The sequence below is a fragment of the Methylocapsa palsarum genome, assembly GCF_900114285.1.
Classification (GTDB): domain Bacteria; phylum Pseudomonadota; class Alphaproteobacteria; order Rhizobiales; family Beijerinckiaceae; genus Methylocapsa; species Methylocapsa palsarum.
Map to the genome: position 1 here is coordinate 1 of NZ_FOSN01000020.1, position 25894 is coordinate 25894.

Annotated in this window: 21 protein-coding genes; 5 read left to right on the forward strand and 16 right to left on the reverse strand. The window is 62.8% G+C overall.

Translation table 11 applies throughout. From position 1 onward, the window contains the following. The 10 genes from BM177_RS20175 to BM177_RS16600 form a co-directional block, all read right to left on the reverse strand. Positions 1 to 698 (reverse strand): hypothetical protein (locus tag BM177_RS20175; RefSeq protein ID WP_175492661.1); only part of this gene is annotated, 698 nt, incomplete at its 3' end. A gap of 491 nt (positions 699 to 1189) precedes the next feature. Further along, positions 1190 to 1762 (reverse strand): type II secretion system protein GspM, encoded by a 573-nt coding sequence (gspM, locus tag BM177_RS16560; RefSeq protein WP_091685823.1) that lies wholly within the window; start codon positions 1760 to 1762, stop codon positions 1190 to 1192. A 6-nt stretch (positions 1763 to 1768) separates the two neighbouring features. Further along, complete coding sequence (locus tag BM177_RS16565; protein ID WP_091685826.1) at positions 1769 to 2857, reverse strand: PilN domain-containing protein; 1089 nt, start codon at positions 2855 to 2857, stop codon at positions 1769 to 1771. Positions 2858 to 2903: 46 nt separating this feature from the next. Next, positions 2904 to 3401 (reverse strand): type IV pilus modification PilV family protein, encoded by a 498-nt coding sequence (locus BM177_RS16570; protein WP_139223687.1) that lies wholly within the window; start codon positions 3399 to 3401, stop codon positions 2904 to 2906. 40 nt (positions 3402 to 3441) lie between these two features. Further along, positions 3442 to 3900 carry a prepilin-type N-terminal cleavage/methylation domain-containing protein gene (locus BM177_RS16575; protein WP_091685832.1) on the reverse strand — a complete coding sequence of 153 codons (459 nt, stop codon included), beginning with the start codon at positions 3898 to 3900 and terminating at the stop codon, positions 3442 to 3444. After that, entirely contained in the window at positions 3897 to 4400 is a 504-nt protein-coding gene (gene gspG, locus BM177_RS16580; protein ID WP_091685834.1) for a type II secretion system major pseudopilin GspG, read from the reverse strand. The genes BM177_RS16575 and gspG overlap by 4 nt, the downstream gene beginning before the upstream one ends. 184 nt (positions 4401 to 4584) lie before the next feature. Continuing rightward, positions 4585 to 5799 carry a type II secretion system F family protein gene (locus BM177_RS16585; RefSeq protein ID WP_091685837.1) on the reverse strand — a complete coding sequence of 405 codons (1215 nt, stop codon included), beginning with the start codon at positions 5797 to 5799 and terminating at the stop codon, positions 4585 to 4587. Positions 5800 to 5802: 3 nt separating this feature from the next. Next, positions 5803 to 7470 (reverse strand): GspE/PulE family protein, encoded by a 1668-nt coding sequence (locus BM177_RS16590; RefSeq protein ID WP_091685840.1) that lies wholly within the window; start codon positions 7468 to 7470, stop codon positions 5803 to 5805. Between the two features lie 389 nt (positions 7471 to 7859). Beyond that, entirely contained in the window at positions 7860 to 8159 is a 300-nt protein-coding gene (locus tag BM177_RS16595; protein WP_091685843.1) for an HdeA/HdeB family chaperone, read from the reverse strand. A gap of 29 nt (positions 8160 to 8188) precedes the next feature. Next, positions 8189 to 8488: an HdeA/HdeB family chaperone gene (locus BM177_RS16600; protein ID WP_091685846.1), complete on the reverse strand. Its 300-nt coding sequence runs from the start codon at positions 8486 to 8488 to the stop codon at positions 8189 to 8191. 288 nt (positions 8489 to 8776) lie between these two features. Between BM177_RS16600 and BM177_RS16605 the strand changes: the two genes are divergently transcribed. Next, complete coding sequence (locus tag BM177_RS16605) at positions 8777 to 10087, forward strand: replication-associated recombination protein A (RefSeq protein WP_091685900.1); 1311 nt, start codon at positions 8777 to 8779, stop codon at positions 10085 to 10087. 13 nt (positions 10088 to 10100) lie between these two features. Here the strand turns inward: BM177_RS16605 and BM177_RS16610 are convergent, their stop codons facing one another. Beyond that, the gene (locus BM177_RS16610; protein ID WP_175492662.1) at positions 10101 to 12527 is read right to left on the reverse strand and encodes an autotransporter domain-containing protein; all 2427 of its coding nucleotides are present in this window, start codon (positions 12525 to 12527) and stop codon (positions 10101 to 10103) included. Positions 12528 to 12902: 375 nt separating this feature from the next. Then, positions 12903 to 14525: a B12-binding domain-containing radical SAM protein gene (locus BM177_RS16615; RefSeq protein ID WP_244532399.1), complete on the reverse strand. Its 1623-nt coding sequence runs from the start codon at positions 14523 to 14525 to the stop codon at positions 12903 to 12905. 308 nt (positions 14526 to 14833) lie between these two features. Here BM177_RS16615 and BM177_RS16620 point away from each other — a divergent pair, with 308 nt between their 5' ends. The 3 genes from BM177_RS16620 (at position 14834) to BM177_RS16630 (ending at position 20708) form a co-directional block, all read left to right on the forward strand. Next, on the forward strand, positions 14834 to 16429 hold the full coding sequence (locus tag BM177_RS16620) for an SUMF1/EgtB/PvdO family nonheme iron enzyme (protein WP_175492663.1): 1596 nt from the start codon (positions 14834 to 14836) through the stop codon (positions 16427 to 16429). 167 nt (positions 16430 to 16596) lie between these two features. Beyond that, on the forward strand, positions 16597 to 17580 hold the full coding sequence (locus tag BM177_RS16625; protein ID WP_091685853.1) for an efflux RND transporter periplasmic adaptor subunit: 984 nt from the start codon (positions 16597 to 16599) through the stop codon (positions 17578 to 17580). Continuing rightward, positions 17580 to 20708, forward strand: coding sequence for an efflux RND transporter permease subunit (locus tag BM177_RS16630; protein ID WP_091685855.1), 3129 nt, complete (start codon positions 17580 to 17582; stop codon positions 20706 to 20708). The genes BM177_RS16625 and BM177_RS16630 overlap by 1 nt, the downstream gene beginning before the upstream one ends. Positions 20709 to 20778: 70 nt before the next feature. On the opposite strand, the gene BM177_RS16635 is transcribed toward BM177_RS16630, so the two are convergent. Continuing rightward, positions 20779 to 21216, reverse strand: a complete 438-nt coding sequence (locus tag BM177_RS16635; protein ID WP_091685857.1) for a hypothetical protein — start codon at positions 21214 to 21216, stop codon at positions 20779 to 20781. A 184-nt stretch (positions 21217 to 21400) separates the two neighbouring features. Between BM177_RS16635 and BM177_RS16640 the strand changes: the two genes are divergently transcribed. Beyond that, complete coding sequence (locus BM177_RS16640) at positions 21401 to 21640, forward strand: HP1242/YdcH family protein (protein WP_091685859.1); 240 nt, start codon at positions 21401 to 21403, stop codon at positions 21638 to 21640. Positions 21641 to 21786: 146 nt separating this feature from the next. Here BM177_RS16640 and BM177_RS16645 read toward each other — a convergent pair whose 3' ends face one another. The 3 genes from BM177_RS16645 to BM177_RS16655 are packed head-to-tail and all read right to left on the reverse strand — an operon-like array spanning position 21787 to position 25786. Continuing rightward, complete coding sequence (locus BM177_RS16645; protein WP_091685861.1) at positions 21787 to 22941, reverse strand: response regulator; 1155 nt, start codon at positions 22939 to 22941, stop codon at positions 21787 to 21789. A 5-nt stretch (positions 22942 to 22946) separates the two neighbouring features. Further along, positions 22947 to 23321: a response regulator gene (locus BM177_RS16650; protein ID WP_091685863.1), complete on the reverse strand. Its 375-nt coding sequence runs from the start codon at positions 23319 to 23321 to the stop codon at positions 22947 to 22949. Next, positions 23318 to 25786, reverse strand: coding sequence for a sensor histidine kinase (locus BM177_RS16655; RefSeq protein WP_244532397.1), 2469 nt, complete (start codon positions 25784 to 25786; stop codon positions 23318 to 23320). The genes BM177_RS16650 and BM177_RS16655 overlap by 4 nt, the downstream gene beginning before the upstream one ends. Positions 25787 to 25894: the final 108 nt, after the last annotated feature.

The following is a 25894-nucleotide window of genomic DNA, read 5'->3' on the forward strand; positions in this document are numbered from 1 at the left end:
TCGCCCTTGGCGCGGAGCGTCAGGGCCGTGCTGGTCTTGACGTCGTATTTGTTTGCGGAGAGCGGCGCGAAATCGGCGGCCCAGGGCGCGCCAAGGCCGAAGGGATCGGCGCCGCCGGCGCGGGCGGTGATGGTCTGTTCGGCGACGGCGGAGCCAAATCCGTTGGAAACGACGACATTGTAGCTTTTGCCGGCGACGAGGCCGGCAGGCGCGCTGATGCTCAGGCAATAGGCGCTGCTCCCGCTCACATTGACCTTGGCCGAGAGCGAGGCCTTGGTCTGCGGATCGACAAAGGACACGGTCGGGGTTCCGAGGCCGAGAGAGAGATTGCGGGCGAAAATGCGCAGCGGGCCAGAACTTGCGACCTGCGGAAAATCGAAATGCATGGCGCGGGGCGCGTTGATATACACATGTGGGGACGATGAGGTCTGGTCGCTGGACACCCAAATTTCATATTGAGCGAAAGGCGTCGTCTTCGGCAGTTGGAAGTCGATGGTCTTGTCCTTGCCGTTGACTCCCTTGATTTCAATCGCCGCCTGCGTCGACGTCTTCAGGAACACGCGTGGAGCAGGACCAAAGCCGGTTCCGGTCAGACTGACGAAATCGCCGGGTAGCGCGCTGAACGGCTGGTTGAATATAACCGGGCTCGCCATCGCGGCCTGCGCAAGCATCGCTCCCAGCAAAGCGGTGCATGTCAATAAAGGGACGCGCCGCGCCTTTGAAAGCGCGAAGGGTCGCGATCGTGGGTACGGGCAAAAGGGCGCACGCATGGCATTGATCCTCTTCGATTAATTTGATGTATTACTTGGCGCCTTGCCTTCTCAATACGCCGGCCTGAGCCATATATGTGTTTTTACTCAAATGTATAATACATCACGGAGCTTACTATATTTGCTATAGCGCCCATGTAGTTTGATTTATATGGTTGCGTCAAACGCTCGTAAACACATATTAAAGCTTTATGTTTATACTTGTTCAGTAATTTTATTGATTTCGCCAGCAGACAATCATTTATATTTACGCCGCTCTGTGAGAAGGCGATTGTCTGGAGAGTTTGATACAAAATATCCAGTTTGCGCGACGCAAAAGCTGAACTGCGGCGCAACTCAAGCCAAGACTTCTCGTCTCGACCGTAGTGTTGAATGATCTTTGATGGCGACCGAAAGCGGCGCGACGTTGAAGGGCGCCGCTATTTCACGGCCTGCCATTGCCCGGACACGTCGATCTGGACTTTCAGACGCGCGCCTTGTTGATCGGCGCCCGAGCCTTCGGTGACCGAAGGCGCCTGAACCTGAACCTGATCGATGAACAGATAGGGCATGCCCGATTCGAGATCATAGAGGAGCTGTTGCAACATGGCTTGATCCACCTCGCAACTGGCCGTCAAGCTGATGTAGCCAGGTTTGGCGTCCGGAGCCTGCAATTCGATCTGCGACGACAACACGCTCCCGCCGACTTCTTTCACCGCGGCCGCGACTCTTTGTTGAAGCGCCGCGCCGGCGACTGTCAGCGTTGGGCCTTCGAGAAACGGCGAACCAGACGAACCGGAGGCGGCGCCGGATTCGTTGAGCTTCCTGTGACTCTCGATACGTTCGAGCATATCCGCTGTCGCCACATAATCCCTGTAGTCATTTACAAGACCAGCCAGCGCCAGCCACGCAATAATCATGAGGCCGACGAACGCTGCGACGTAGGCCAGGACAGGGAGGGCCTGCGCTCTGGTCAGAAGCTTTGTGATCGGATGGCCGGCAAGGATTTTCATGGCGGGCTAAAAGTTGGAAGGGGGACGCGGCTCAGCCGGCGTATCGACGTTGGGCTGGATGTGCGCCTCGATGAAAAAATGTTCGAGCGATTCATTGGGCGAGCGCGTCGTCGGCGCGAAAAAGGTCGCCTTCGTGAAGCGCGGCGACTTCTCGATGAGGCGCACCAATGAAGGAGCGTCGGTGGTGACGCCGATCAATTGCACCTTGTCGCCGACGATCCTCATTTCCGTGAGATACGTGTCGTCAGGCAAAATTTGTGAGACGTTTTCGTAGACGATCACGCTCGACGGGGTTTCATGTTTGCGGCGCTCCAGTTCCACAGCGGCGGCGCTCGTCCGGTCACGCCCCGGCATCTGCGCGCGGGCGGCCGCTATACTGCTTGTCAGGCTATCGCGCCTGTTCTGCAGGTCGCCGCCAACGACCCCGCTCACCGCGACAGCTACGCCGCAGAGCGCCCCGGCCCCGGCGAGCGCGCCCACCAGAACGCGGCGCACCCGATGCGTTTCAAGCGCCTTCATGGCGCTGTGTTCGAACACCTTGATCATCGAGCCGTCGTCAGGCGAGGGCGCAAATACGATCACGGATTTCGCCCCAAGGCCCAAGAGCGCGTCGACAAAAGGCGTGATCACGGATTTCGCGGTCGCCGCGATCGTGACGACCATGCGGTCGTTGCCCGCCTCGGCCGATGGACGCCAGCCGAAGGCCGCATCCCTGCCGCTCCATGGCGTCAAACGATCAATCTGCGCTCGCACAATTCCTTCGATGAAATCAGAGGCGCGGCTTGGCAAGGCGAGCGGCCGGAACATGAACCGGTCGGAGCGCAGACAAAGGTCAACCCGGGTGCCGCGAAATTTTTCAGCCAGCTCGGAAGTAAGAGGCGCGGCGAGCTGCTCGGGGAGGATGCTAATCGGCTCTGGAGCGGCGGCGGCCGCTTCTCCCGCCGCGCTCCATTCGCAATCGAAGGCGCCGTCAGGCCGCTCGGTCAGCCGGGCGACCCGCTCGGCGCGAAACAATGCTAGGCCGTTCAGGTATGTCGCCGCGACGCCGTCGATCCAGCGGTCGAAGATTTCAAGACCCTTTTGATAGACGTTCATGCCATTTCCGGTTTTCTGCGGAACGCAGAATCATGATCGGATCGCTTCATGGCTCGTTCCTCCGGCGCAGGCGCACGGTCTCCAGTTCGACGACGGCCCCGGACGGCGACCGCACATTGATGACCACTTTCTGAGGCGTCCAGATTTCCCCGGGACGCGGGTTGCCGAAGCGAGCGTCGAAAGACGAAACGTCAATGGACCAAAGGCGGCCCGCTTTCTCGCCCGAGAGGCTTCCATTCGCAAGCTTGGCGCGATCCGGCAGTTCAGCATGTATTTCCCGCAGGGCCTCGATAAGTTCGAGGTGCTGGCCGATGCGTCCGGAGCCACGAATGTTCGTCGCCATCAGCGATGCGATCGAGGTCAGGACGACCGCCGTGATCGCAAGCGCCATCAACGCTTCGATCAAGGTAAATCCGCCACACTCGCGGGCGTTCGCGGCGCTGTAGGACATGCGGGCGGACCCGAACCGGCCCGCAGACAGACAGGAGCGTGCGAACCAGCGCCTGGCGGCCTCGACTGCACCCCAGTCGTCAGGTCTCGCCAAATCTTCAGATCTTGCTAAATTTTCTGGTCTTGCGAAATCGTCAGGTCTTGGCGGGAACAACGTCGATGCCTCCGGTCAGCCAGTTGACGTGGATCTCGAAGGTCGCGCCAAGGCGTGAAAGCGAGATTGATCCCCCGCAAGACATTCCCGTCGGAAAAAAGTCGATCGTCGTTCCGGCGGCGTACCTCCCGCATCGCTCCGCAAGCGTCGCCTTGAAGCCCACATCGTTGGGAAATCGCAGCACGCGTCCGCCCGCGCCCGAGCGGATCGTCTTGCCGGCCGCGTCGAGTTCGGTCGCGACGTGGGCGCCTCTGCGCAGCGCGGCGTTGCGGTCGCCCTTGAGCAAGGCCGCCGTTTCAATCGCGAATCCCTCGAGTCTCGCGCGCGACGACGCGCGCGGAAACGCGGGAAAGGCGATGGCGGCGAGCATCGCGACGATCGACAGCACGCAAACGATTTCGAGCAATGTGAAACCGTCTTCGCGCTCCGGCGCCGTCATCGTCGCTCCCAACTCTTGATGTCAGCCGCGGTCCCGCTCCCGCCAGGCTGCCCATCCGAACCGAGCGACATGATTTCGTAAGGTCCATGTTCGCTCGGAGAATGATAGATATAGGCGTTCCCCCAGGGATCGTTGGGAACGGCGCCGCCTTTCAAATAAGGCCCGTTCCAGGCCGCCGCGCCGCCGGGCTTCTGGATCAAGGCCGCGAGACCCTGCGCACTTGTCGGATACCGTCCGAGATCGAGGTAATAGAGGTCAAGCGCGCCGGAAAGGCTCTGCATCTGGATGGTCGCCGCCTTCACGCGGGACTCGCTCAGATAATTCAGAACCCTCGGACCGACGAGACCCATGATCAGGCCGATGATCGTGATCACGACAAGCATTTCAACGAGCGTGAACCCGCCTTCGCCCCGCCGGCCGGCCGGCGTCGCATCGCGCGTTTCGTCAAAAGCTTTGGTCGACCTCCGGCGCGGGGTCTCGCAATAGTCATCCGCATTCATTCCGCATCGCAACCAGTTCATACCGTCCACCAAGGTTGTATCGCCATGTTCATTGCCGCATGTCTTCGCCCTAGAGCATATTCCGATCGGATTGAATCACTCCAATCGACAAGAATATGCTCAATCCCTTGATTCTGGAGCGATTTCTGATCGATCGCATGACTGCATGCGATCGGAAAGCACTCTAGCCGACCACCTGACTGACCGACATCAGCGCAGTCATCACCGAGACGATCAAGCCGCCGACGACAACGCTGATGCCGATGATCGCGACCGGCCCGACGAGTCCTACGACGCGATCGAGGCTGCGCTGCAGCTTCGCCTCGTAGAACTCGGCGACCCGTTCGGCCAACATCGGCAATTGACCCGATTCCTCTCCAAGCCGGAGCGTACGAATCGCCATTGAAGGCAAAGCCTTGTTTTCGGCCAGCGCGTCGGACAGCCGGCCGCCGCGGCGGACGAAATCGACCACCTTGCTCCAGACATCCGAACGGCCCGTCGTCGACATCATGTCGGCAAGGACGCGCAGCGTCGTCGCGAGGGGAACGCCGCTCGCTAGCAGCACGCCAAGATTGCGGCAAAACACCGACGCCCGGTGAAAATTCAGGACCCGCGCGACAAACGGAAGATGCGCGAGAGCGTCGAGAATGGCGCCGCGAACCTCGGGACGGCGCAGAAAATACCAGCCCGCGCCCGCGATCGTGACAAGTGTTACGGCGAGCGCTGTCACATGCGCGCTCAAGAAATCCGACGCCCCTAAAAACCCGACCAGCACGGGATCAAGTTTCGCATTGAAATCCCGTAGAACTGCGCCAAACTGCGGCAGCACGAATGTGAGAAAGAAAAGAAGCACCGCGCAAGCGGCGCCGAGCACGAAGACCGGATATCGCAAGGCGTCGGCGACGCGGGAGCGCAGCGCCTCGGAGCGCACCCGCTCCGCTCCGAGCATCTCCAGAATATTGACGAGGTTGCCCGAGGCCTCGCCGACCCGCGCGAGCGCGACATACATCGGCGAAAACAATGTCGGATGGCGCGCCAGCGCATCCGCGAAACTCTCGCCCGCGACGATAGCGGCCCTGATTTCGGCGACGACCGGGCGCAGTCGATCAAGGTCCGAGTCCGATGAAAAAAGCTCCAGCGCGTCGTTGATGCGGGCGCCCGTCTTGAGGAGAAGCGCAAGATCGCCGGTAAATATGGTCACGTCGGCAGGCCGGGGCCGCGCGGCGAATGAAAAATTCCAGCTGGAGCCGGACTGTTGGCCCCGATCGCGGACGGTCTCGATGGGAATGAGGCCAAGATATTCGATGCGCTCGATGACCTCGCTCTCGGTCAGCCCTGCGATCAGTCCGCTGACTACCTCTCCGTTCGCGGTCAAGGCGCGATAGTGAAAGTTAGTCATGACTCATCGCACCGTCGTGACGCGAAGGACTTCGGCGGGAGACGTCAGGCCTGCGCGGACCTTGCGGACCGCATCCTCGATCATGGTCGTCATCCCGCCGCGCCGCGCCGCGGCGTCGATGGCGCGCGCGTCGGCGTGAGGTCCGACGAGTTCATACACCTCGTCTGTGCTCTCGAGCAGCTCGAAAATTCCCTGCCGCCCGCGGTACCCGGCGCCGCCGCAACGCTCGCAGCCGACCGGCTCGCAGATGAATTCGCCGGCCTTGAGGCCGACCGCGGCGTAGCGGTGGTCGGCGGAAAGATCGGCGGGTTCGAGAAGGCGCCGGCGCTTGCAACGGTCGCAAAGGATCCGCACCAGCCGTTGAGCGATGACCGCGCGCAAGGTCGATTTCAAAAGAAACCCCTCGACGCCAAGGTCGAGCAGGCGCGGGACCGCGGCGGCCGCCGTTTCGGTATGCAGCGTCGTCAGCACAAGATGGCCGGTCAGAGCGGCGTGGATGGCGATGCTGGCGGTTTCGGCGTCGCGCACCTCGCCGACCATGATGACGTCCGGATCCTGACGCACGAAGGCCCTGAGCGCGCTGGCGAAAGTCAGACCGATCGAGGCCTTGACCTGGGATTGATTGACGCCCTGGATTTCATATTCGACCGGGTCTTCGATGGTCAGAATTTTTCTCGACGGCTCGTTGAGGATCGAAAGCATTGTCGCGAGCGTCGTCGTCTTGCCGCTGCCGGTCGGGCCGGTGACGGCGATCAGTCCGTGCGGCATCGCCAGCAGACGGCTGAGGAGTTTATCGTCCGCCGGCGATAATCCCAGCTTGGCGACGTCGAGAAGACCGCGGTCGCGCGGCAAAATCCGGATCACCGCCGATTCGCCGTGCTGGGTCGGCATCGTCGCGACGCGAATGTCGATTTCGGTATGCCCGACGCGCTGCCGCGCGGCGCCATCCTGCGGAAGACGCCGTTCCGCGATATTGAGGCCGGCGAGAATTTTAATCCTCGAGATCAGAGCCTGGGGCGGAGCGTCGGAGGGCGCGGCGACGGCGCGAAGCAGGCCGTCGACCCGCATGCGCAAGGTCAGCCCCTCACGAAACGGCTCGATATGGATATCGCTCGCCCGCAGCTCCATGGCTTTTTCGAGCATGTCGTTGACCGCCCGCACGACCGGGGCGCCGCTCGCCAGATCCCGCAGGCTCTCGATGTCGTCCTCGAGGCGCGCGAAATTGGCTTCGGACTCCCTGGCCGTTTCCTCGGCGCCGATCCTCTCGCCAAGAATTGTCGCAATATCTTCGAACGAAGCGATCTCGACGCGGACCGGTCCGCCGAGCACGATTTCCGCGGCGCGAACGCAGGCGCCCGCGGTCGGATCGGCGACCGCAAGCTTGAACCCTTCGGGCGATTCGAACGGAAAGACCGCCGACTCTCGCAGGAAACGGGGCGTGAATTTCGCGGTCAGCGCGGGCGCGGCGACGAGCTGAGGCAAACTAAGCCGGTCCAGCTCATAGAACTGGGCGACCTCGTCGGCGAAGCCGTGGGCGGAAAGTTCGGTCGATTCCCAAAGCTTGCGGAAAGATTTCTCGGTCCCCGCGAGCGCCGGCGCGTCGAGCGGCGACTCGGAAAGCAAATGGTTCCTCGCCGACAAATGGTCGACGAATTCCTCGAATGTTTTCATTCGGCTCGTTTCGTCTCCTCGCGACAAGGTCCTCGCGCTCCGGTTTGCCGCGATCAGCCGCGCTGATCTTCATACCTCAAGGTAGTCCAATCCCTAAGTTACGGCAAAATTTTGCGCCTTTTGACCGCGCGGTCCTGCGTTGAAAGCGGATTTCGAGGATGCGCGGAGTCCCTGGGCCAATTCGGGGCGAAGCCGGCCTCACACAAAGAAGCGTCCGAAGATCCCTCGCCGGCTCCCGCAGCAGCCCTTGCTTCCACGAGAACGGGCGGGACGGCGACCTTCCCGTGCGGCCAGAAGATAGATTTGGCCTGGTCCGAGGCTTGGTCTAGTCAGAGATTTGGCCTGGTCCGAGGCCGGTAAATCTGGCGCCCGAAGGCGCCAGTTTCAATTCAGCGCGCGTTTTTCTGGATCGCGCTCATCAGCGTTTCATCGCGATGAGAACTGCAATATTTGGTCACTTTTTCAGTGTTCCGCTTGGTGTAGCGCAGGTCGATGGTCGAAAGGTTCTTGCTGGCGCTGAAATATCCGGCCATCCAGGAGGCGACCAGGAGCGCCTTGTCCGGATCGCTCTTCAAAAAGCTCTGGTATTGCTGGCACGTGATCAGCGACATATCGACCACGACCTGCGCCTGCGCGGGCATGGCCGCGCCGGACATCGCCAGCGCTGCGAATAGTGCGAGTTTACGCATATCGATTATTCCCTCTCTCCGGCTTAGGTTTACTGCGGCTTGGCGACGGCGCGCGTCAGGCCGGCCATCACGGTTTCCTTGGGGTTCGACTGGCACCAGGATTTCACGTTCGCGACGTTTTGGGCGTAGCGGTCGAGATCAACGGCCGTCGAGCCCGTCTTCTGGTTGAACCAGCCGCTCAACCATGCCGAAAAGACCTTCGAGTCTTCCGGCGGCATCGCCAGATAATCGGCGCAGGTGATGCGGGTCGTGTCGATCATGACCTGCGCATGGCTGGTCGCCGGCAGGAGCAGCCCCGCCAAAACGAAACCAACTGCGAATTTCTTCACGGCGTATCCTCCTCTAGTGTTCGAGCGTTATGCAGCGTGACGCCGCATCAGCCGATTCCCCATAAGCCGAAGCCGAGGTTCGGGCAAGCGCCGCCCGCGGGAGATTCTTGGTATGACGAAATGTGGGCGGACCGCGCAAACGACATTGGGAGAGACTCGGCCGCTCCCGGCTCGAAAATTGAAGCGCTTTGAAATGAATGACTTACAAAGATCGGCCCCACTTTGTTCTCACTCGCGCCTGGCGATGATATATCCTGGCGTATCCATGGACGAACCGTTGATCGCGCAATGACCGACCTTTTCGCCGCCGCCGGTCTTGAAAAAGACGCGCCGCGCCCGCTCGCCGACAGGCTGCGGCCGCATAACCTCGCCGACGTGGCGGGCCAGGATCATCTCACCGGACCCGAGGGCGCGCTGACCCGCCGGCTCGCCTCGGGCTCGCTGGGCAGCTTGATTTTCTGGGGACCGCCCGGAACCGGCAAGACGACGGTCGCGCGGCTGCTTGCGCACGAAACCAAATTCACGTTCGTGCAGATTTCGGCGATTTTCTCCGGCGTCGCCGACCTCAAGAAGATTTTCGAGGAGGCGAGGGCGCGGCGCGCGACCGGCCAGGGCACGCTGCTCTTCGTCGATGAGGTCCACCGCTTCAACCGGGCGCAGCAGGACGGTTTCCTGCCCGTCATGGAAGACGGATCCATCACCTTGATCGGCGCGACGACCGAAAATCCGAGCTTCGAACTGAACGCTGCGCTGCTGTCGCGGGCGAGCGTGTTGATTTTCCGCGCCCTCGACGCGCCTGCGCTCGAACAAATGCTCGCGCGCGCCGAGGCGACGGAACATAAACCGCTGCCGCTCGATCCTGACGCACGCGCCGCGCTGGTGCGGATGGCCGACGGGGACGGACGCGCGGCGCTCACTCTCGCCGAAGAAGTCTGGCGCGCCGCCAAACCCGGCGAGGTCTTCGACGCCGCGGCGCTGAGTGATATCGTGCAGCGCCGCGCGCCCCTCTACGACAAGGCGCAGGAGGGCCATTACAATCTCATCAGCGCATTGCACAAGACCGTGCGAGGCTCCGATCCCGACGCCGCTCTTTACTATCTCGCGCGGATGCTCGACGCGGGCGAGGATCCTTTGTTCATCGCCCGGCGCGTGGTGCGGATGGCGGTCGAGGATATCGGGCTCGCCGACCCGCAGGCGCTGGTGGTCGCCAATGCGGCGAAGGACGCCTACGATTTCCTCGGCTCGCCAGAGGGCGAACTCGCGCTCGCCAACGCCGTGATCTATGTCGCGACCGCGCCCAAGTCCAACGCGGCCTATACCGCCTACAAAGCGGCGATGCGGCTCGCCAGGGAACATGGCTCGCTGATGCCGCCCAAGGTCATCCTGAACGCGCCGACCAAGCTGATGAAATCCGAGGGCTACGGCGCGGCCTACGCTTACGACCACGACCAGCCCGACGCGTTTTCAGGCCAGGATTACTGGCCGTCCGCCTTGGGCCGGCAAAAGCTCTACTCGCCAACAGGCCGCGGGTTCGAGCAAAAACTCGCAGAGCGGCTCGAACATTGGGCGCGTCTGAGGGCGGACAAGGACCGCCGGTAACGCAACGCGTAGGTCAGAACTGGTAGCGCAATCCGCCGACGACCGCGTAACCGCTGAGGTTTTCGCCAAAGCGCCAATCGCCGCGGACGAAGCCAAGGAATCCGGTCTGGAGAACCTGACCGGAGACGCCAAGCCCGAGCTGGCCGAAGGTTCCGATCCGGGTCACGGCCAAAGGCACAATCGTCGATCCCGAGACGAAATTCGTGTGGGTGTCGCCCTCGAATTCATGCCAGACGCTCGCCGTTCCGAACGGCTGCAGCGCGAGTTCGAACTTGTCGAGCACATAGGTCGTCCCGACCCGGAATCCCAGCCGGCCGAGCAGGCTGTTGAACGGCGTGAAATTCAAAGACCCCGTCGAGTCCCCCGAAGGGTCTAGCTTAACTGTGAGCGTATCCGTGTGAAGCTGCGAATACAGCAGCGCTCCGGAGGGTTCGATGAACCATGACTGCGGCAATTCCCAGCGGTACCCGGCCGAGACATTGGCGGCGAACGCCTTGCCGTTGAGGTTTTCGTCACTGAGATTGGCCGCCGGATTGGTCAGCTTCAGGTCATAAAAGTCCTCGCGCACCTGAAAGTCGGCGAAAAATCCGTGCCCCGTGAGGGCTCCGTAGATTCCGATAAACGGCACCTGCGAGGCGCTGTTGACGCCGCCCAAAAGAAGATCGTTTGTGTTCAACAGAACCTGACCGGCGGTGACGCCAAGATGGGTGTTCCAGCCGGTATTTTCGACGTTGGCGACGCCAAGATCGATTCCGGTCTGAAAGCCGTTGAAATTGGTGCGGACCTTCGAGGGCGCGAAGGCCGTCCCGCCTGGATTTTGCGCCGACGTCGTCGCGCTGACGTCGTTCTGGCCGCCGGAAAACCTGACCCAGGGGCCGCCGTTCCACTGGTTGGGCGCGGGATGCGGCGGTTCGGCGATGAAGGCGCTGGCGTTTTGGAAAAACCCTGTGTTCAGCGAGGTCAGGATCGCGTCGATCCCCGCGGGCGTCGCCGATGCTGTGCTTGTGTTGACCGACGAGGTGAGGCTGAAGGTGTTGCCGGACTGTTGGACGCTGTAGTTGATCAAGCTTGGGCCATTGTCCGCGGTCACGGTCGCCCCCGAGGAAGCCGTGGCCACCAGCACCGGAATCGGCGAGGAAATGAGTCCGCCGCCGATATTATGCGCCTGGATCACCGTATTGCCGCTCAGCGTCGTCACGGTGAGCCGGTCGGCAGTTCCGCCAGCGGCGTTGACGTCGATAGCCAGTCTTCCGCCAAGTCCGTTAAGCGTCGTGGTGTTCCACACGGTGTTCGACGTTGCGCCGTTGATGAAATTCAATGTGCCGGCGTTGTTGACGATGGACGTTCCGTTCAGGCTCAACGGGCCCGACGAGCCGGAAATGACGCTGGCCGCGCCCACGTTGATCGTTGCATTTCCGATGGTGGCGATGCCGAAACCGCTCGTTCCGGTCACATTGCCTGTTGTGTTGATCAGGATCCCTCCGGGACCTGTCGCGGCGATGCCCGTACTGCCTATTACCGAGCCTGCCGGGGCAATCGTAATCGGACCGCTTGCAGCGTCCGCTTCAATCGCGATGGCGCCCGCCGTGACATTGCCGACCCCTGTGATCGCTATCGATCCGCCGCCTAAATTGCTCGCCTTTATCCCGTTCTGACCTGATCCGCCGTTAACGGCGCCTGTTCGGTTGATCGTTATCGAGCCCAAGCTCGCAGGATTTGAGATCATCGCGTGAATGAGGCCATTGGAGACGACGCCTTGTTCATCGAAATTGGTCGAACCGCTTCCGCCGATGGCGATTGATCCCGTTCCGGACGCGTCGGCGGCGACGCCGCTCGAAAAATTCCCGGACCCTCCGATCACTATATTGCCCGTGCCGGTGGACAGAGCCTGGACGCTATATTTATTAGCGAAAAGCGGAAGGACAGAGGTTGTGCCGTTCACGATGATGGTCGCATTGCCGTTTTGCACTTGCGCGTCGATCGCCTGGGCTCCCGTGCCGGTTACAGTCGTTCCCGCCGCCGTCATGATCGAGATGTTTCCGCCCAAAAGCGCGCTGGCGAAAATACCGCGGCCGTTCTGGCCGATCACGTTCGCGTTGAGGCCCGCCCCGCCGATGGAATGTTGCCCGATTTCAATATCTGCGCCGCCGGTGGTCTGAAAGCTGGCGCCGTTGGTGAAGCCTGTTATGGAGCTGGGCGCTCCGGCATTTCCTGTATCAAGGCGAATAAAATTCGGCGCCCCGCCGGTCGCTGTCAGATCGACCGCGTTCGAGGTCGTGTTCGTGATGGAGGCGGCATTGCCGTCGCTCCCCAAGATGAGCGCGCCGCTGGTTTGGGGGACAGGCGGGGCGACGCTGGGCAAAGTGGTGATCGGCAGCGCGCCAGTTGTGGCGCCGGTGCAGCCGATCGTAATGAGCGTCGGCGTCGTGCCGATAGTCAAGCATGCGGCATGTGCGTCGGATCCGGGGAAGACAACGGTCAAGGCGGTCCCGCCCAGCAGCGCCGCCGCAAATAACTTTTGACCGGACAACGACCTGTGACCGGAAAACGACCTGCCCATAGCACCCCCCATCCACGGACCTACTGACAACGTGTAGCTTAACGGGCCGGAGCGAGGCAATGCCGCGGGCGGTCGATTCGGCGTCGTTCGAAGCGCGGGCGCCGCTCGAAGCAACACAATTTAAGCGTTGTTTTGAAACAATAATATCTTGCAAACGACACGCGAACATGGGTGTTCGCCATCACCGTTCAGCGCGCCGGAAATGCCGGATTTTGGCGCTCTGTTGCGCCGCAGCCACAGGCGCGGCCGCGCCGGTCACTCCGCCGGAGCTTCCAATTGCAGCTTCCGGGTCTTGGCCGAATAATGCGATGCGTTGCCGTTCCCTGAACAGGCGTCGCGGGCGAACATGATGAGGTGATGAGCGACGAGGCCGACGCTCAGGATCGGCTCGATCTGGCCGCGGACCAGCCGGGGCAGGACGAAAGCCCAGAAAACGCGCCTGTAATCGCCCCGGACGCCGACTTTCCAGAACAGCTTGCCGACGATCGTGGCGGCCTTTTTGATGTTGCTCGGCGAAAGACGCTGGCGGCTCCTTGGCCGCGGCGCCCTGTTGGGCCGCGTCTCCCGCATCTGGTATTCGTAACGGGCGAACAACGCTTCGGGCTGGTAGGCCTTGCTCATGCAGGCTTTCCACATCGCGAGAACGTCGTCGTAAGGAAGAATAAAATCAACGTTCGATTCCCTTTCGGGGTCGTCGTCGCGCAACCGATTTTCCAGCGCGAGCCGATCCCAAAGCGGCGTGCGCGGAAGCGCCTGCAAAAGGTTGATCGTCGCCATCGGAATGTTGGACTGATCGAGAAAATCGAGGATGCGGCCGCCTGTGTCGATGGAATCGGTGTCAAGTCCCAGGATGACGCCGGACACCACCTCCATGCCGTGACGGTTGATGAGGCGGACCGCGTCGAGAATCGGCAAGGTGATATTCTGCGATTTGCCCATGGCTTTCAGGGCGTCGTGCTCGGGCGTTTCAATGCCGCAGAAGATCGTGTCGAACGCCGCCTCGCGCATAAGCTCCAGGATGTCCGGCCAACGCGCGATATTGAGCGTCGCCTCGCAGGACAGGCTGACGGCGTAGCCGTTGCGTTTCTGCCATTCGACAAGATGGGGCAGGAGTTCGCGCAACGCGCGGCGGTTGCCGACGAAATTGTCGTCGACGAAATAGACCGAGCCGTTGACCCCGCAGGCGAGCAGCTTGTCGAGTTCCGCGACGACCTGGGCCGGACTCTTCAGCCGGGGGACCCGCCCATAAAGTCCGGGAATGTCGCAGAACTCGCACGTGTAGGGACAGCCGCTCGAAAACTGCACGCTGCCAAGAAAATAGCGGTCGATCTGGGCGAGTTCGTAGGCGGGCACCGGAAAATCGGACAGCGCCCGGCGCTCCTTCGTCGCCAGAACGACCTGACCAGGCGGCCGCGAGACGTCGCGCGCGAGGATCGCGATCAGCGCGTCAGTCGCATCGCCAAGTTCGCCGATGTGCAGATAATCGAAATGAGGATAATGTTCCGGACAAGCAGACACCGACGGGCCGCCGAGGGCGACCACTTTGCCGAGCGCGTGGGCGCGTGCGCGAATGTCGTCCATCTGCCGCCGCTGGATATGCATTCCGCTGACGAAAACCGCGTCCGCCCAGGCGAAATCCTCCGCGCTCGCGGGATTCATGTTTTCGTCGATGAAGCGGACGTCCCAGGACTTCGGCAAAACCGAGGCGATGACGAGCAGCCCCTGCGGCGGCATGAACGCGCGCACGCCTCCGGTAAGCGGATAGGCGTATTCGAACGTGCCGAACGAGGGAACATAGCGGGGAAAGACGCAGAGAATGCGGCGCGTCCGCGCGCCGGCGGCGGCCGGGGACTGTCCGACGCTGGGGGAAGGTTCGATTACGGCCGGAGCCAATGCAGGACCTCCCATTCGATCTTCAGGTCCAAAATACGGACCAGCCATTCGCACGTTCGGGCGATTCACCCTCAAGTTAAAATGGAGCCTCGACAAAGGAAAGTGGAAGATTGAGCCGTTTGTTGGACGAGGCCGGACGGCGGCGTTTTTATAATATCGGCTGCCGAAAAGTCGTTATGGACTAACGTTCGACGGCGATGTTAAGCATCGATGAAAGGCGGCTCGAACCGCGACCGTCTGCCGTGTTCCGCGATCCAGCGGAATATCTTACTGGACCAGCGGGATCTGCGGTCATGCGCGTCGTCCTCCTTCGCCTTCTGGGCGGTGTCGCCAGCCTCATCTTGAGCCTGAACATCGCCGGCGCCCAGCACACCGAAGGATCGCCCGATTCGGGACCGCGGCTGGCGCTTGTCATCGGAAACTCCGCCTACGCCGCGGCCGGGGCGCCTTTGGCGACGCCCATAAAGAACGCGCGCATGATCGCGGAGGAGCTCCGCCACGACGGATTTTCCGTGGATCTGCGGGAAAACCTTGGCGAGGAGGCGATGCGCAACGCCATTGCTTCGCTTTCGGCGAAAATCAAACCCGCCGCAACGGCGCTGTTCTTTTTCAGCGGCTATGGCGTCGCGGTGAAGGGAAGATCCTACCTCATTCCCGTCGACGCGGAAATCTGGAATGAGGCCGATGTGGAGACCCGCGGCGTCGGCGTTGAGCAAATTCTGGGCGGAATGGAGAGCGCTGGCGCGAAGGTCGAGATCCTGGTGCTCGACGCCTCGAGGCGCAATCCGTTCGAACGCCGTTTCCGCACTTTCTCCTCCGGCCTCGGAGGCCTCGCAGGCCCACCCGGCAGCCTGATCATCGCCGCGGCCGAAACAGGCAAGGTCATCAAAGACCCCGAAGGCGACGGCGGCGTCTTTATCGGCGAGCTCGTCAAAGAAATGCGAACGCCGGGTTTGAGCGCGGAAGACGTCTTCCGGCAGACCCGGATCGGCGTTTTGCGGGCGACCAGGAACGAACAGGCGCCCTACGTGTGGTCATCGTTGAAGGCAGACTTTTCCTTCGACGCGCCGAACGGGAAATCCGCCAAGGCGGGCCAGGCGACCGGAATGATTTCGCCGCAGAGAGCCGAAGTCCCGGTCGGCCCTCCTCCGGACGACCTGAAGCCCGGAAGCGTTTTTCGCGACTGCGCCGCCTGCCCCGAAGTCGTCATCGCGCCGGCGGGCGAATTCAACATGGGTTCGGAGGAATTCGGGGCCGAACAGCCGGTCCATTTGGTCGTCATTCCAAAACCTTTCGCGATTGGCCGCGAGGAGGTCACTTACGCGCAATGGGACGCTTGCGTCGACGACGGCGGCTGCGGCGGTTGGCGGCCGGACGACCACGGCCGCGACAGGACGAACTTGCAAACGAACTTGCCAGTGAGCGAAGTGAGCTGGACCGACGCGCGCGCGTATCTCGAGTGGCTCAGCGGAAAGTCCGGGCGCGCCTACCGGCTGCCGAGCGAGGCGGAATGGGAATACGCCGCACGCGCCGGATCCGCGACCGCCTATTGGTGGGGCGACGCGACGGGAACGGGCCACGCCAATTGCCGGGGATGCGGCGGCGACGGGCGCGTCTCGCCGGTCGATTCTTATCAGCCGAACGGCTTTGGCCTTTATGACGTCGCGGGAAACGTGGCCGAATGGGTCGAGGATTGCTGGAACGACTCCTACGCGGACGCCCCGCGCGACGGCGCCGCCTATGAGACGGGTTCTTGCAAGCAACGGGTCGTGCGCGGAGGCTCGTTCGATACGGGTCCGCGTTATGTCCGTTCCGCGTCGCGCTTTCTCACAGAGGCGGGACTTCGCTATTACACAAATGGCTTTCGCGTCGTGCGCGATCTTCCTTGAGCCCCCGCGAAAAGCCGCTAGGCTGACGCATCAGCGATGTTCCATCGAGGCTTGCGCGATCCTCTCTCAGGGTCTGTGCAATCCTCTCTCCAGGGCTTCAATGGCAAGAATTTCCGTCCGAGACGTCAAATGACCGACCCGCAAGCCCGGAGCCCAGAAGCCTCCCCATGACCCCCTCGCCTCCTTTCAACAGCCGTCTGATTTTGATTTTCATGAGCGCCGCGATCTCGATGTCCGCCATCGCCGCCCGCGGCGACGCGGCCGAGGAGCCGGAGCCGGAGGGGACGCAAGCCGGCGCCGGAAAGACGGCCGGCACACCGGTCATTGTCTTTCAAGCGGGATCATTTTGTTTTTCCGACGCCGTCCGGGTGACGGGATTTCTCGCCCCGCGGGCCGATGCGGTCGTGACGCTGACGCTCGACAATTATCAGGTTGCGGACGTTCTCGCCGCCGATAACGACGTCGTCGCCGAAGGTCAGGCGCTCGCGCGGCTCGCGCGAATCGGAGCCGAGCCGGGTCGCCCGGGCCAGGCCAGCGCGGCCGCAGCCTTGCCCGCCTCGATCGTCCTTCGCGCGCCTGCGGCCGGCAAGATCATTCAGTCCACAGCCATTGCGGGCGCTGTCAGTTCGTCGCGTGGCGAACCCCTGTTCCGGCTGGCGATCGACGGCCTGATCGAGGTCGACGCCGAAGTCTCCAGCATCTACCTATCCGAAATCAAGCCGGAGCAATCCGCACGGGTCGAGATCGAACCGGGCCGGGAGGTCGACGGCCGGGTGCGCAAGGTCGCCGCGCAAGTCGATCCGGTCACGCAAATGGGGCATGTCCGGATCGCGATCGATCGCGACGCCGCCGAGCGCCCCGGGCGGTTCGTGCGCGCGACGATCAACGCCCGCCAGAGTTGCGGCGTCGCCGTGCCGCGATCGGCGGTCCTCTACACGAAGGACGGCACCAGCGTCCAGGTCGTGCGCGGCCACCATATCGAGACGCTCCGCGTCCGGGTCGGCTTGCGTTCCGATCATGACGCGGAAATCAAGGAAGGCCTGCGCGTCGGCGAGCTTGTCGTCGCGCACGCCGGCGGCTCGCTCCGGGACGGCGATCAGGTCTCTCCCGTTTTCTCCGATGATCCCGCCCAACGTCTGGAGCGTCCCTGATGGCGATCAATGTCTCCGCCTGGTCGATCCGGCGCCCGCTTCCCGCCATCGTCTTCGCCCTCGTGATCCTCGCGCTCGGCGCGGCAAGTTTCAAGAGGCTTCCGATCACGCTGCTCCCCAACGTGGACCAGCCCATCATCACCGTGGTGATCACCCAGTTCGGCGCGTCTCCGGCCGAGCTCGAAACCCAGGTGACGAAACCGGTCGAGGACGCCGTTTCCGGCGTCGAAGGCGTGCGCCACATCATGTCGCAGGTGACGGACGGCGTCTCGGCGACGACGATCACGCTCGCCCTCGACGCCTCCGTCGACCGCGGCCTCAACGACGTCAAGGACGCCATCACGCGCATTCGCGGCACGCTCTCGCGCAGCATCAACGAGCCGCTGATCCGGCAGGTCGGAGTCGTCGGCTCCAGCATTGTGACCTACGCCGCGATCGCGCCCGGCAAGACTCCGGAACAGCTTTCCAATTTCGTCGATGACGTCGTCAAACGCGATCTGCTCGAGATTCGCGGCGTCGGCAATGTCGAACGCGTCGGCGGCGTCGACCGCGAAATCCTGGTGTCGCTCGACCCATCCCGCCTCGACGCCTTCGGCCTCACCGCCGCTGATGTGAGCCGGCGGCTTCGCGGCACCAATCTCGACCTGACCGGCGGCCGCGCCGAACTCGGCGGCCAGGATCAGTCGATCCGCACCCTTGCGGGAGCCCGCACGCTCGACGAGCTCGCCGGAACCATGATTGCGCTCGCGCGCGGCGGTGAAGTTCGCCTCGACGATCTCGGCGTCGTCACCGACACGATCGCCGAACCAAGGACGTTCGCGAGGCTCGACGGCGAGCCGATCGTGGCGTTCAGCATTCAACGCTCGAAGGGCGCGAGCGACGTCGCCGTCGCCGCCGAAGTCGCCAACCGCGTCGAGGCCCTGGAAAAGCGTCATCCCGACGTTTCCCTCAAGCTGATCGACACCTCGGTCGCCTACACGCTCGGCAATTATCATTCGGCGATGAGCACCCTATTCGAGGGCGCGGCTCTCGCGGTGATCGTCGTTTTCGTGTTTCTGCGCGACTTCCGGGCGACGGTGATCGCGGCGATCGCGCTGCCCCTGTCGATCCTGCCCGCGTTTTTCGTCATGGACGCGCTCGGCTTCTCGCTCAACCTCGTCAGCCTCCTGGCGATTACCCTCGCGACCGGCATCCTCGTCGACGACGCCATCGTCGAGATCGAGAATATCGTGCGCCACATCCGGATGGGGAAATCCGCCTATCAGGCCGCCATCGACGCGGCCGACGAAATCGGCCTGGCGGTGATCGCGATCAGCCTCACGATCGTCGCCGTTTTCGTCCCCGTGAGCTTCATGAACAACATCGCGGGACAATATTTCAAGCAATTCGGTTTGACCGTGTCCGCCGAAGTTCTGTTCTCGCTGCTCGCCGCCCGCCTCATCACGCCGATGCTCGCCGCCTATTTCCTGCGCGCCGAAGGGCACGAAGAGGCCGTCGAGGGACCGCTCACGCAACGCTACGGGCGGCTCGTCGGATGGTCCGTCGAGCACCGCTACCGCACCGTCGCGATCGGACTCGTTCTTTTTGTCCTCTCGATCTTGAGCACAAGGCTGCTCGGCACCGATTTCCAGCCGACGCAGGACGCCGCGCGCTCGCATCTCGCGATCGAACTGCCGTCGGGCGCGGAACTCGCCGAGACCCAGAAAGTGACGGAAGCGATTTCGCAGCGGCTGCGCAAGCGCCCGGAAATCACTCATGTCTTCATCGACGGCGGCCACATTCCTCCCTCGACCAGCGATGTCCGCAAGGCGTCGCTCATTCTGAACTACGCGCCGCGCTCGGAGCGCAAGGCGAGCGTGCATGAACTCGAACTCGCAATCGGCGAGGAACTCGCCGACGTTCCTGACATCCATGCCTGGTTCGTCGACGATTACGGTCAGCGGCCGGTGTCCTATGTCGTGACCGGCCCCGATTCGCTCACCGTTTCGAATTTCGCGGCGGAGCTCGCGAACCAGATGAAAAAAATCCCGCTGCTCGTGAACGTGGTCGCGTCGACCTCGCTCGAGCGGCCTGAGCTTCTGGTCAAGCCCCATCGCGATCTCGCCGCCCGGCTTGGCGTCTCGACCGAGGGCCTCTCTGAGACCCTGCGCATCGCGACGATCGGCGACGTCGGTCCAGCGCTGGCGAAATTCGACACCGGCGGGCGCCTCGTGCCGATCCGGGCGCAGCTCGACGCCAAGGCGCGCACCAACAGGCAGGTGCTCGAGAACATCAAGGTGCCGACCGGCGCCGGGGGCGCGGTCACCCTGCGCACCATCGCCGACATCGAGCTTGGTCAGGGGATCGCCAGCATCAACCGCTTCGATCGCGAGCGCGAGGCGACCTTGCAGGCGGCGCTGTCCTCGGGCGCGACGCTGAGCGAGGCGGAGACGGCGATCTATGATCTGCCGCTGATGAAATCGCCGCCGAAGGGGATCAAGGTCGGGAAGTCCGGCGACGCCGAGGCCATGGCGGAACTGTTCGGAGGTTTCGCCGAGGCGATGCGCAGCGGTCTGATGATGGTCTACGCCGTGCTCGTCATCCTGTTCGCCAGTTTCCTGCAGCCGGTCACGATCCTGTTTTCCCTCCCGCTCTCGATCGGCGGCGCGATCCTTGGCCTTCTCTTGACCGGGCGGCCAATGAGCATGCCGGTCATTATCGGCATCCTGATGCTGATGGGCATCGTGACCAAAAACGCGATCATGCTGGTCGATTTTTCGATCGAGGCGATGGCGAGCGGCATGGACCGGACGCTGGCCATCGTCGAGGCCGGCAAGAAACGCGCAAGACCTATCGTCATGACGACGGTGGCGATGGTCGCCGGCATGCTGCCGAGCGCCTTCGCGATCGGCGCCGGCGGCGAGTTCCGCTCCCCGATGGCGATCGCCGTGATCGGCGGCCTCATCGTCTCGACGCTCCTGTCGCTTTTGTTCGTCCCGGCCTTCTTCGCCATGATGGACGACGCGGGCGGCGGCATCGGCGGCCTCTGGCGGCGCTTCACCGCGGGCGCGCTGCGCGCCGCTCCGGCCGCGCAGCAGAAGAAGAAGGCTGCGTCCGGCTCCGGCGCCGCTGAGCGCCCGGCGGAGTGATCATTTGGCGCCGATGGCGGTTTGGCCGAAGCCGTTCAGCGTCGCTTTGAATTCACACCGCAGGCGCGGCCTACTTGAACCCGATGAGGACGCCGTCCGCGCCAAGCGAGAGCTGCAGGCCCTCGCGCCGCGTCTTCAGGAGCATGGTGACGCCCTTCTCGTTGCGCAGCCAGAGCGTGCCCTTGCCCTGATCGCCGAGCGCCCACCCCGAGCGGATCTGCACATAGGCGCCGGCGAAATCCTCGCGCCTCGACAGACCGTAAACCGACCCCTGCGCCGTCAGGCGGGATGCGCCGAACCCGCCGACGCCCAAGCCGCCGACGGTGATGGGGTAGGACCGGCCATTGAACTTCAGGGTTCCACCGCCGATCGCTCCCGAGCCGATGAAGGCGACCTGGACCTGATTGATGACGACGCTCGCGGCCGGAGGGCCGCTGGGTTTTTCCTGGGCCAGCGCGGGCGTGGCGGCGGACAGGCATATTGCGGCGACGGCGGCTTTCAAATTCATGGAAATATCCCGAAACAAAACGAGGCCACGTACGATCGAAGCCGACTTATCCCGAGGGGTTCAATCTTGGCAATATCGCGAGCCCAAAGTCGAGCGAAAACCTCGGCCGGGCGCGCTTATACATTGATCCCCGCGTCAAAGGGATTAGGGTCCGCGGACGCTGTAACCGTCACGGGAGAAACAGGTGAGCCACGTTCCGCATGAGTTGCATGAAGAATTTCCGCAGCAGATCGAGACGATCCATTCCCTCAAGGGGTCGAACGCCCATTTCGCGCGGATCGCGGACGCCTACCACGAGCTCAATCGCGCCATTCACAGGATCGAGACCGACGTCGAGCCGGCCGACGACGAGACGCTTGAAACCATGAAGAAGAAGCGCCTCTCGCTCAAGGACGAGATCGCTCAATTCCTGGCTGCGGCTTAGAGCGCTTTCCGATCGCATGAAGTCATGCGATCGATCAGAAATCGCTCCAGCATCAAAGGCTTGAGCATAGTCTTGTCGATTGATTCAATCCGATCGGAATATGCTCGAGCCGTCAGGCCAAATATCCCGCCAGCGGAAGCCTGTTTTCACGCCGTCTCAATCGCCGCGCTGGCCCGAATGATCTCGTACGCGTCGACCGGGCGGCGAAATCCTTTCAGGGTCATCGGCGGCAGCGCGCGCGTCTCGAATTTGTCTTCCACCGCGTTCAGCACGCGGGTCTCGACAAGGATCTGCCCCGATCTGGCTTCGTCGCACAGGCGCGACGCCAGATTGGTCACGCTGCCGACGGCGGAATAGTCGAACCTGCGTTCGAAGCCGATCCGGCCAAGGGTCGCATAGCCGAGCGCGACGCCGATCCCGAAGCCGAGTTCGTGCCCCCGTTTGCGCCAGATGACCGCGAGTTCGCCGACGCTGGCCCGCATGTCAAGCGCCATGCGGACCGCCCGTTCGGCATGGTCTGGACACGGCAAAGGGTCGTTGAACAGGGTGAGCATTCCATCGCCGGCGAACCGCTCAAGCGTTCCTTCATAGCGGTCGATGTGACTGCCAAGAGCGCGATGATATTCGTTCAGGACCTTCATCACCTCCTCGGGCTCGGCGAGTTCGGTGAAGGCCGTAAAGCCGCGCAGATCGCAAAACAGGACCGTCACCTCGCGGCGGTGACTTTCCAGAAGGCTTTGCGCTTCGCCGCTGGCGGCGACGACATCGGCGATCTGCGGAGAAAGGAACCGCTTCAGGCGACTGATCCGCTCGATCTCGCCGACCTGCCGCGCGACCCTCTCTTCGAGCGTCGAATTCCAGGCCGCCAGCTCCTTGGTCTGCTTTTCCAGCTGGCGCGCCTGATCCTGAACGAGATCATGCAGCGCCTTGATGCGCAGCATCGAGCGCACGCGCGCGACGAGCGCTCCCTGATCGAAAGGTTTTGTCAGATAATCGTCGCCGCCGGCGTCGAGACCCGCGACGATGTCGGTCCGGTCAGACTTGGCGGTCAGGAGAATCACCGGAATAAAGTCGAGGCTCTTGTCGCCCTTCAGCTCTTTCAGGACGGCGATCCCGTCAAGCTTCGGCATCATGATGTCGAGCAGGATCAGATCGGGCTTCAGGGCCCGCGCCTTTTCGAGCCCTTCCTCGCCGTCGGCCGCTGTGACGACCTCATAGCCATGCGCCGAAAGACGCATCGAGACGATCTCCAGATTTTCCGGAACATCGTCGACGGCGAGGATTCGCGGCGGATCGCGCACTCGTTCTATCCTTCGTTCGAGAGCAATTCGCGAACCCGCGCAAGCAGCGCGCGCGGGCTGAACGGCTTCGTCACATAGGCGGAAAAGCCCGCCTGAAGCGCTTTCGCGGCGTCGTCGGAGTTGGCGTGGGAACTGACGCCGATGACGGGAATGTCCTTTAGCTCCAGATCGCCTTTGATCTTGCCGATCGCGGCGAAGCCGTCGAGCCCCGGAAGCTGAATATCCATGAGAATGAGGTCCGGCCGGCATGTCGCCGCCATCTGAACCCCCTTTTCGCCGTCGACGGCTTCGAGAAACTCGAATCCGGCGCTGGTCAGGAGATCGCGCAGGATCTGACGATTGTCATAGGTGTCCTCGACGACGAGAATCCGCTGGGTCATGCCGCCGCCTTCTGACGCTCGACCCGGATCGGAACGAGGATCGTGAAGGTTGATCCTTGCCCGGGAATCGAAGCCACGGTGAGCGCGCCGCCGTGCATGTCGACGAACCGCTTGCTGATCGAGAGGCCGAGCCCCGTGCCCCCTTTCAGCCTCGTGCTCGTATTATCGCCCTGCTGAAACGCTTCAAAAATCCGCGCCTGATCTTCGGGAGCGATGCCGGGTCCCGTGTCTTCGACGAGGATTTCATAATTCTCGCCGCGCGCGCCGGCGCGGATCGCGACGCCGCCGGAGTCGGTGAATTTGATCGCGTTGCCGACGATGTTCAACAGCACCTGCGTCAGCCGCCGCTCGTCGCCGCGCCCGAGCGGCAGGGTTTCGGAAATCTCCTGTGAAATCGTCAGGCCTTTGGAGCGGGCAAGCGAATAAGCGGTGCTGACGACCTGCTCGATGACGTTGCGCATGGAATAATCGTCGAGCGAGAGCGAAAGCTCCCCCGCCTCGAGTTTCGAGAGATCGAGCACGTCGTTGATCAGCGCCAGAAGATGCGCGCCGTTGTTCTGAACGCTTTCGAGGACCTGTTTCGCGCGTTCGGGCAATTCTCCGTAAAGCCCATCCTGCAAAAGCTCGGTGTAGCCCAGAACCGCATTGAGCGGCGTTCGCAATTCGTGGCTCATATTGGCGAAAAATCTGGATTTATGCTCGCTTGCGAGAGCGAGCAGCTGACCTTTTTCCTCGACCTGCCGGAACAGCCGCGCGTTATGCATGGCGAGGACGGATTGATGCGCGAAGGTTTGCATCAGCCCGATCTTGCTCGCGGCGAACCGGCCGGGTTCGCGGCTCTCGACCAGCAGCGCGCCCAATACGCCGTCCGGCCCGACGAGAGGAACGACGAGGGCCGACCGGAAGCCCGCCGCCAGCGTCGCCGCCTTCAAGGGGAAGCCCTCGGCCTCGGCGATTTCCGGGATTTGCACCGCCCGTCCGTGTCTCGCCACCTCTCCCAGCAAACCGTCGAGGCGGGTCAGCTTGACCTCCCGCAGGGCGGCGACGAACGCGGGTTGAAGTCCATGCGCCCCGGCCAGATGAAAAGCCCGCCCCTCTCGATCGAACGCGTAGATGGCGCCGCCATCGGCTTTCGCGAGCTCCACGGCGCGGAGAAGAATCGTCGCGAGCACTTCCTTGAGTTCGAGCGAGGACGCCAGCGCCCGGCCGATCTCCTCCAGAGCCTTGAGTTCGCGCACCGATTGCGCGAGATCACGGGTGCGATCCTGGACCTTTTGTTCGAGGCGGGCGTAGAACTCGCGCAATTGCCCGGCCATTCTATTGAACTCGCTGGCGAGCATCTCGATCTCGTCGCCGGTATGGACGTCGATCTCCTGATTGAAATCGCCGGCGGCGAGCCGTGCGGCCCCGGCCTGGACCGCCTTGATCGGCACGGTCATGCGGCGGGCGAGGAGCATGCCGGCCCCGATGGAGAGCATCACTCCGAGGCCGAAGAGCCAGCCGAGCCGGACAAGGAGCGCATAAACAGGCGCGAGCGCCTGAGACAGGGGCTGCTCGACGAAAAGGCCCCAGTTCATGAGCGGGATCGTCGCCACCGCCGTGAGCACGGCCTGACCGTCGAGATTTTTTCCGACCTCGACTTCAGCCGCGGATTTCCTGAACGCCGCGACCTGCGGCAGGATCGACAGGTCGAGATCGCGCGACAAAAGACTGGTGTCCGTGTCGGCGATCAGCTTGCCCTCGATCGTCGTGATGAAAGCGGCGGAGGGGCCAGGACCCGCCTGCATCCCGTTCAGGATGTCCGACAGGAATTTCAATTCGACCTCGGCGACGGTGACGTCTGCTTCCTTGCCGGCGTGAGCCATGGCGATCTGCATGCGCGGACCCGAAGGCCCGAAGGCGACGGGGCCAAACCATGCGACGTCTGGCCTCGCTTCCCGGAAGGCCGCCGTCAGGGCCCAATCATCGCCGCCGCCGACTTTCACGCCTTGACGCGAAACGTTGATCAGCTCTTTTCCACGGGAGGAGATTTCGGAAATCTCGCCGATCGCGGGGGTGTGTTCGAGAATGAGAGCGTAGTCGGTCCGGCGCTGTTCGAGAGTCGCGGCGCTCGCGCGCGTCGCCCAGCTGATCTGCCGTTCGAGTTCGGCCATGAACTGCTCGACCCGCTGCGCCGCGGCCTCGGCCTTTTCGTTCTGGCCGCGCAAAAGGCTGGTCTTGGCGTCCTGGTAGGTGATCCAGGCGTCGACGACGCTGCTGATCGCGAGGACGAACGCGACCAGGCCGACGAAGGCGGCGACATATTTGTGGAATAGGCTGCGCCGGCGAAACAGATTCATCAAAGACCCAAAGGCCTGCTCCAGCAGCGCCGCGTCCTGTGCGGTCCGCCCCCGAAGCCTTGAGTTTTCCGGCGGCGAATGTAGGCGTTCGGGCGGCTTGCCGTAAAGCCGTTGCGTCAAGGCCACGCCTCCTCCGGGAATCGCCGCGCGCCGGTTTTGAAGCGCCGAGACCATCCCTCAAGGATTGATTCTGCTCCGCCGCCGCATCGCGCCCTTGCGGAAATCCAAAAATCG

Coding starts and splice junctions, on each gene's coding strand:
- gspM (WP_091685823.1), bottom strand. CDS start 1,762: ATGAAAATCCTTGCCGGCCATCCGATCACAAAGCTTCTGACCAGAGCG.
- BM177_RS16595 (WP_091685843.1), bottom strand. CDS start 8,159: ATGCGTAAACTCGCACTATTCGCAGCGCTGGCGATGTCCGGCGCGGCC.
- BM177_RS16565 (WP_091685826.1), bottom strand. CDS start 2,857: ATGAACGTCTATCAAAAGGGTCTTGAAATCTTCGACCGCTGGATCGAC.
- BM177_RS16650 (WP_091685863.1), bottom strand. CDS start 23,321: ATGACCCAGCGGATTCTCGTCGTCGAGGACACCTATGACAATCGTCAG.
- BM177_RS16620 (WP_175492663.1), top strand. CDS start 14,834: ATGCGCGTCGTCCTCCTTCGCCTTCTGGGCGGTGTCGCCAGCCTCATC.
- BM177_RS16625 (WP_091685853.1), top strand. CDS start 16,597: ATGACCCCCTCGCCTCCTTTCAACAGCCGTCTGATTTTGATTTTCATG.
- BM177_RS16590 (WP_091685840.1), bottom strand. CDS start 7,470: ATGAAAACATTCGAGGAATTCGTCGACCATTTGTCGGCGAGGAACCAT.
- BM177_RS16575 (WP_091685832.1), bottom strand. CDS start 3,900: ATGACGGCGCCGGAGCGCGAAGACGGTTTCACATTGCTCGAAATCGTT.
- BM177_RS16630 (WP_091685855.1), top strand. CDS start 17,580: ATGGCGATCAATGTCTCCGCCTGGTCGATCCGGCGCCCGCTTCCCGCC.
- BM177_RS16605 (WP_091685900.1), top strand. CDS start 8,777: ATGACCGACCTTTTCGCCGCCGCCGGTCTTGAAAAAGACGCGCCGCGC.
- gspG (WP_091685834.1), bottom strand. CDS start 4,400: ATGAATGCGGATGACTATTGCGAGACCCCGCGCCGGAGGTCGACCAAA.
- BM177_RS16585 (WP_091685837.1), bottom strand. CDS start 5,799: ATGACTAACTTTCACTATCGCGCCTTGACCGCGAACGGAGAGGTAGTC.
- BM177_RS16635 (WP_091685857.1), bottom strand. CDS start 21,216: ATGAATTTGAAAGCCGCCGTCGCCGCAATATGCCTGTCCGCCGCCACG.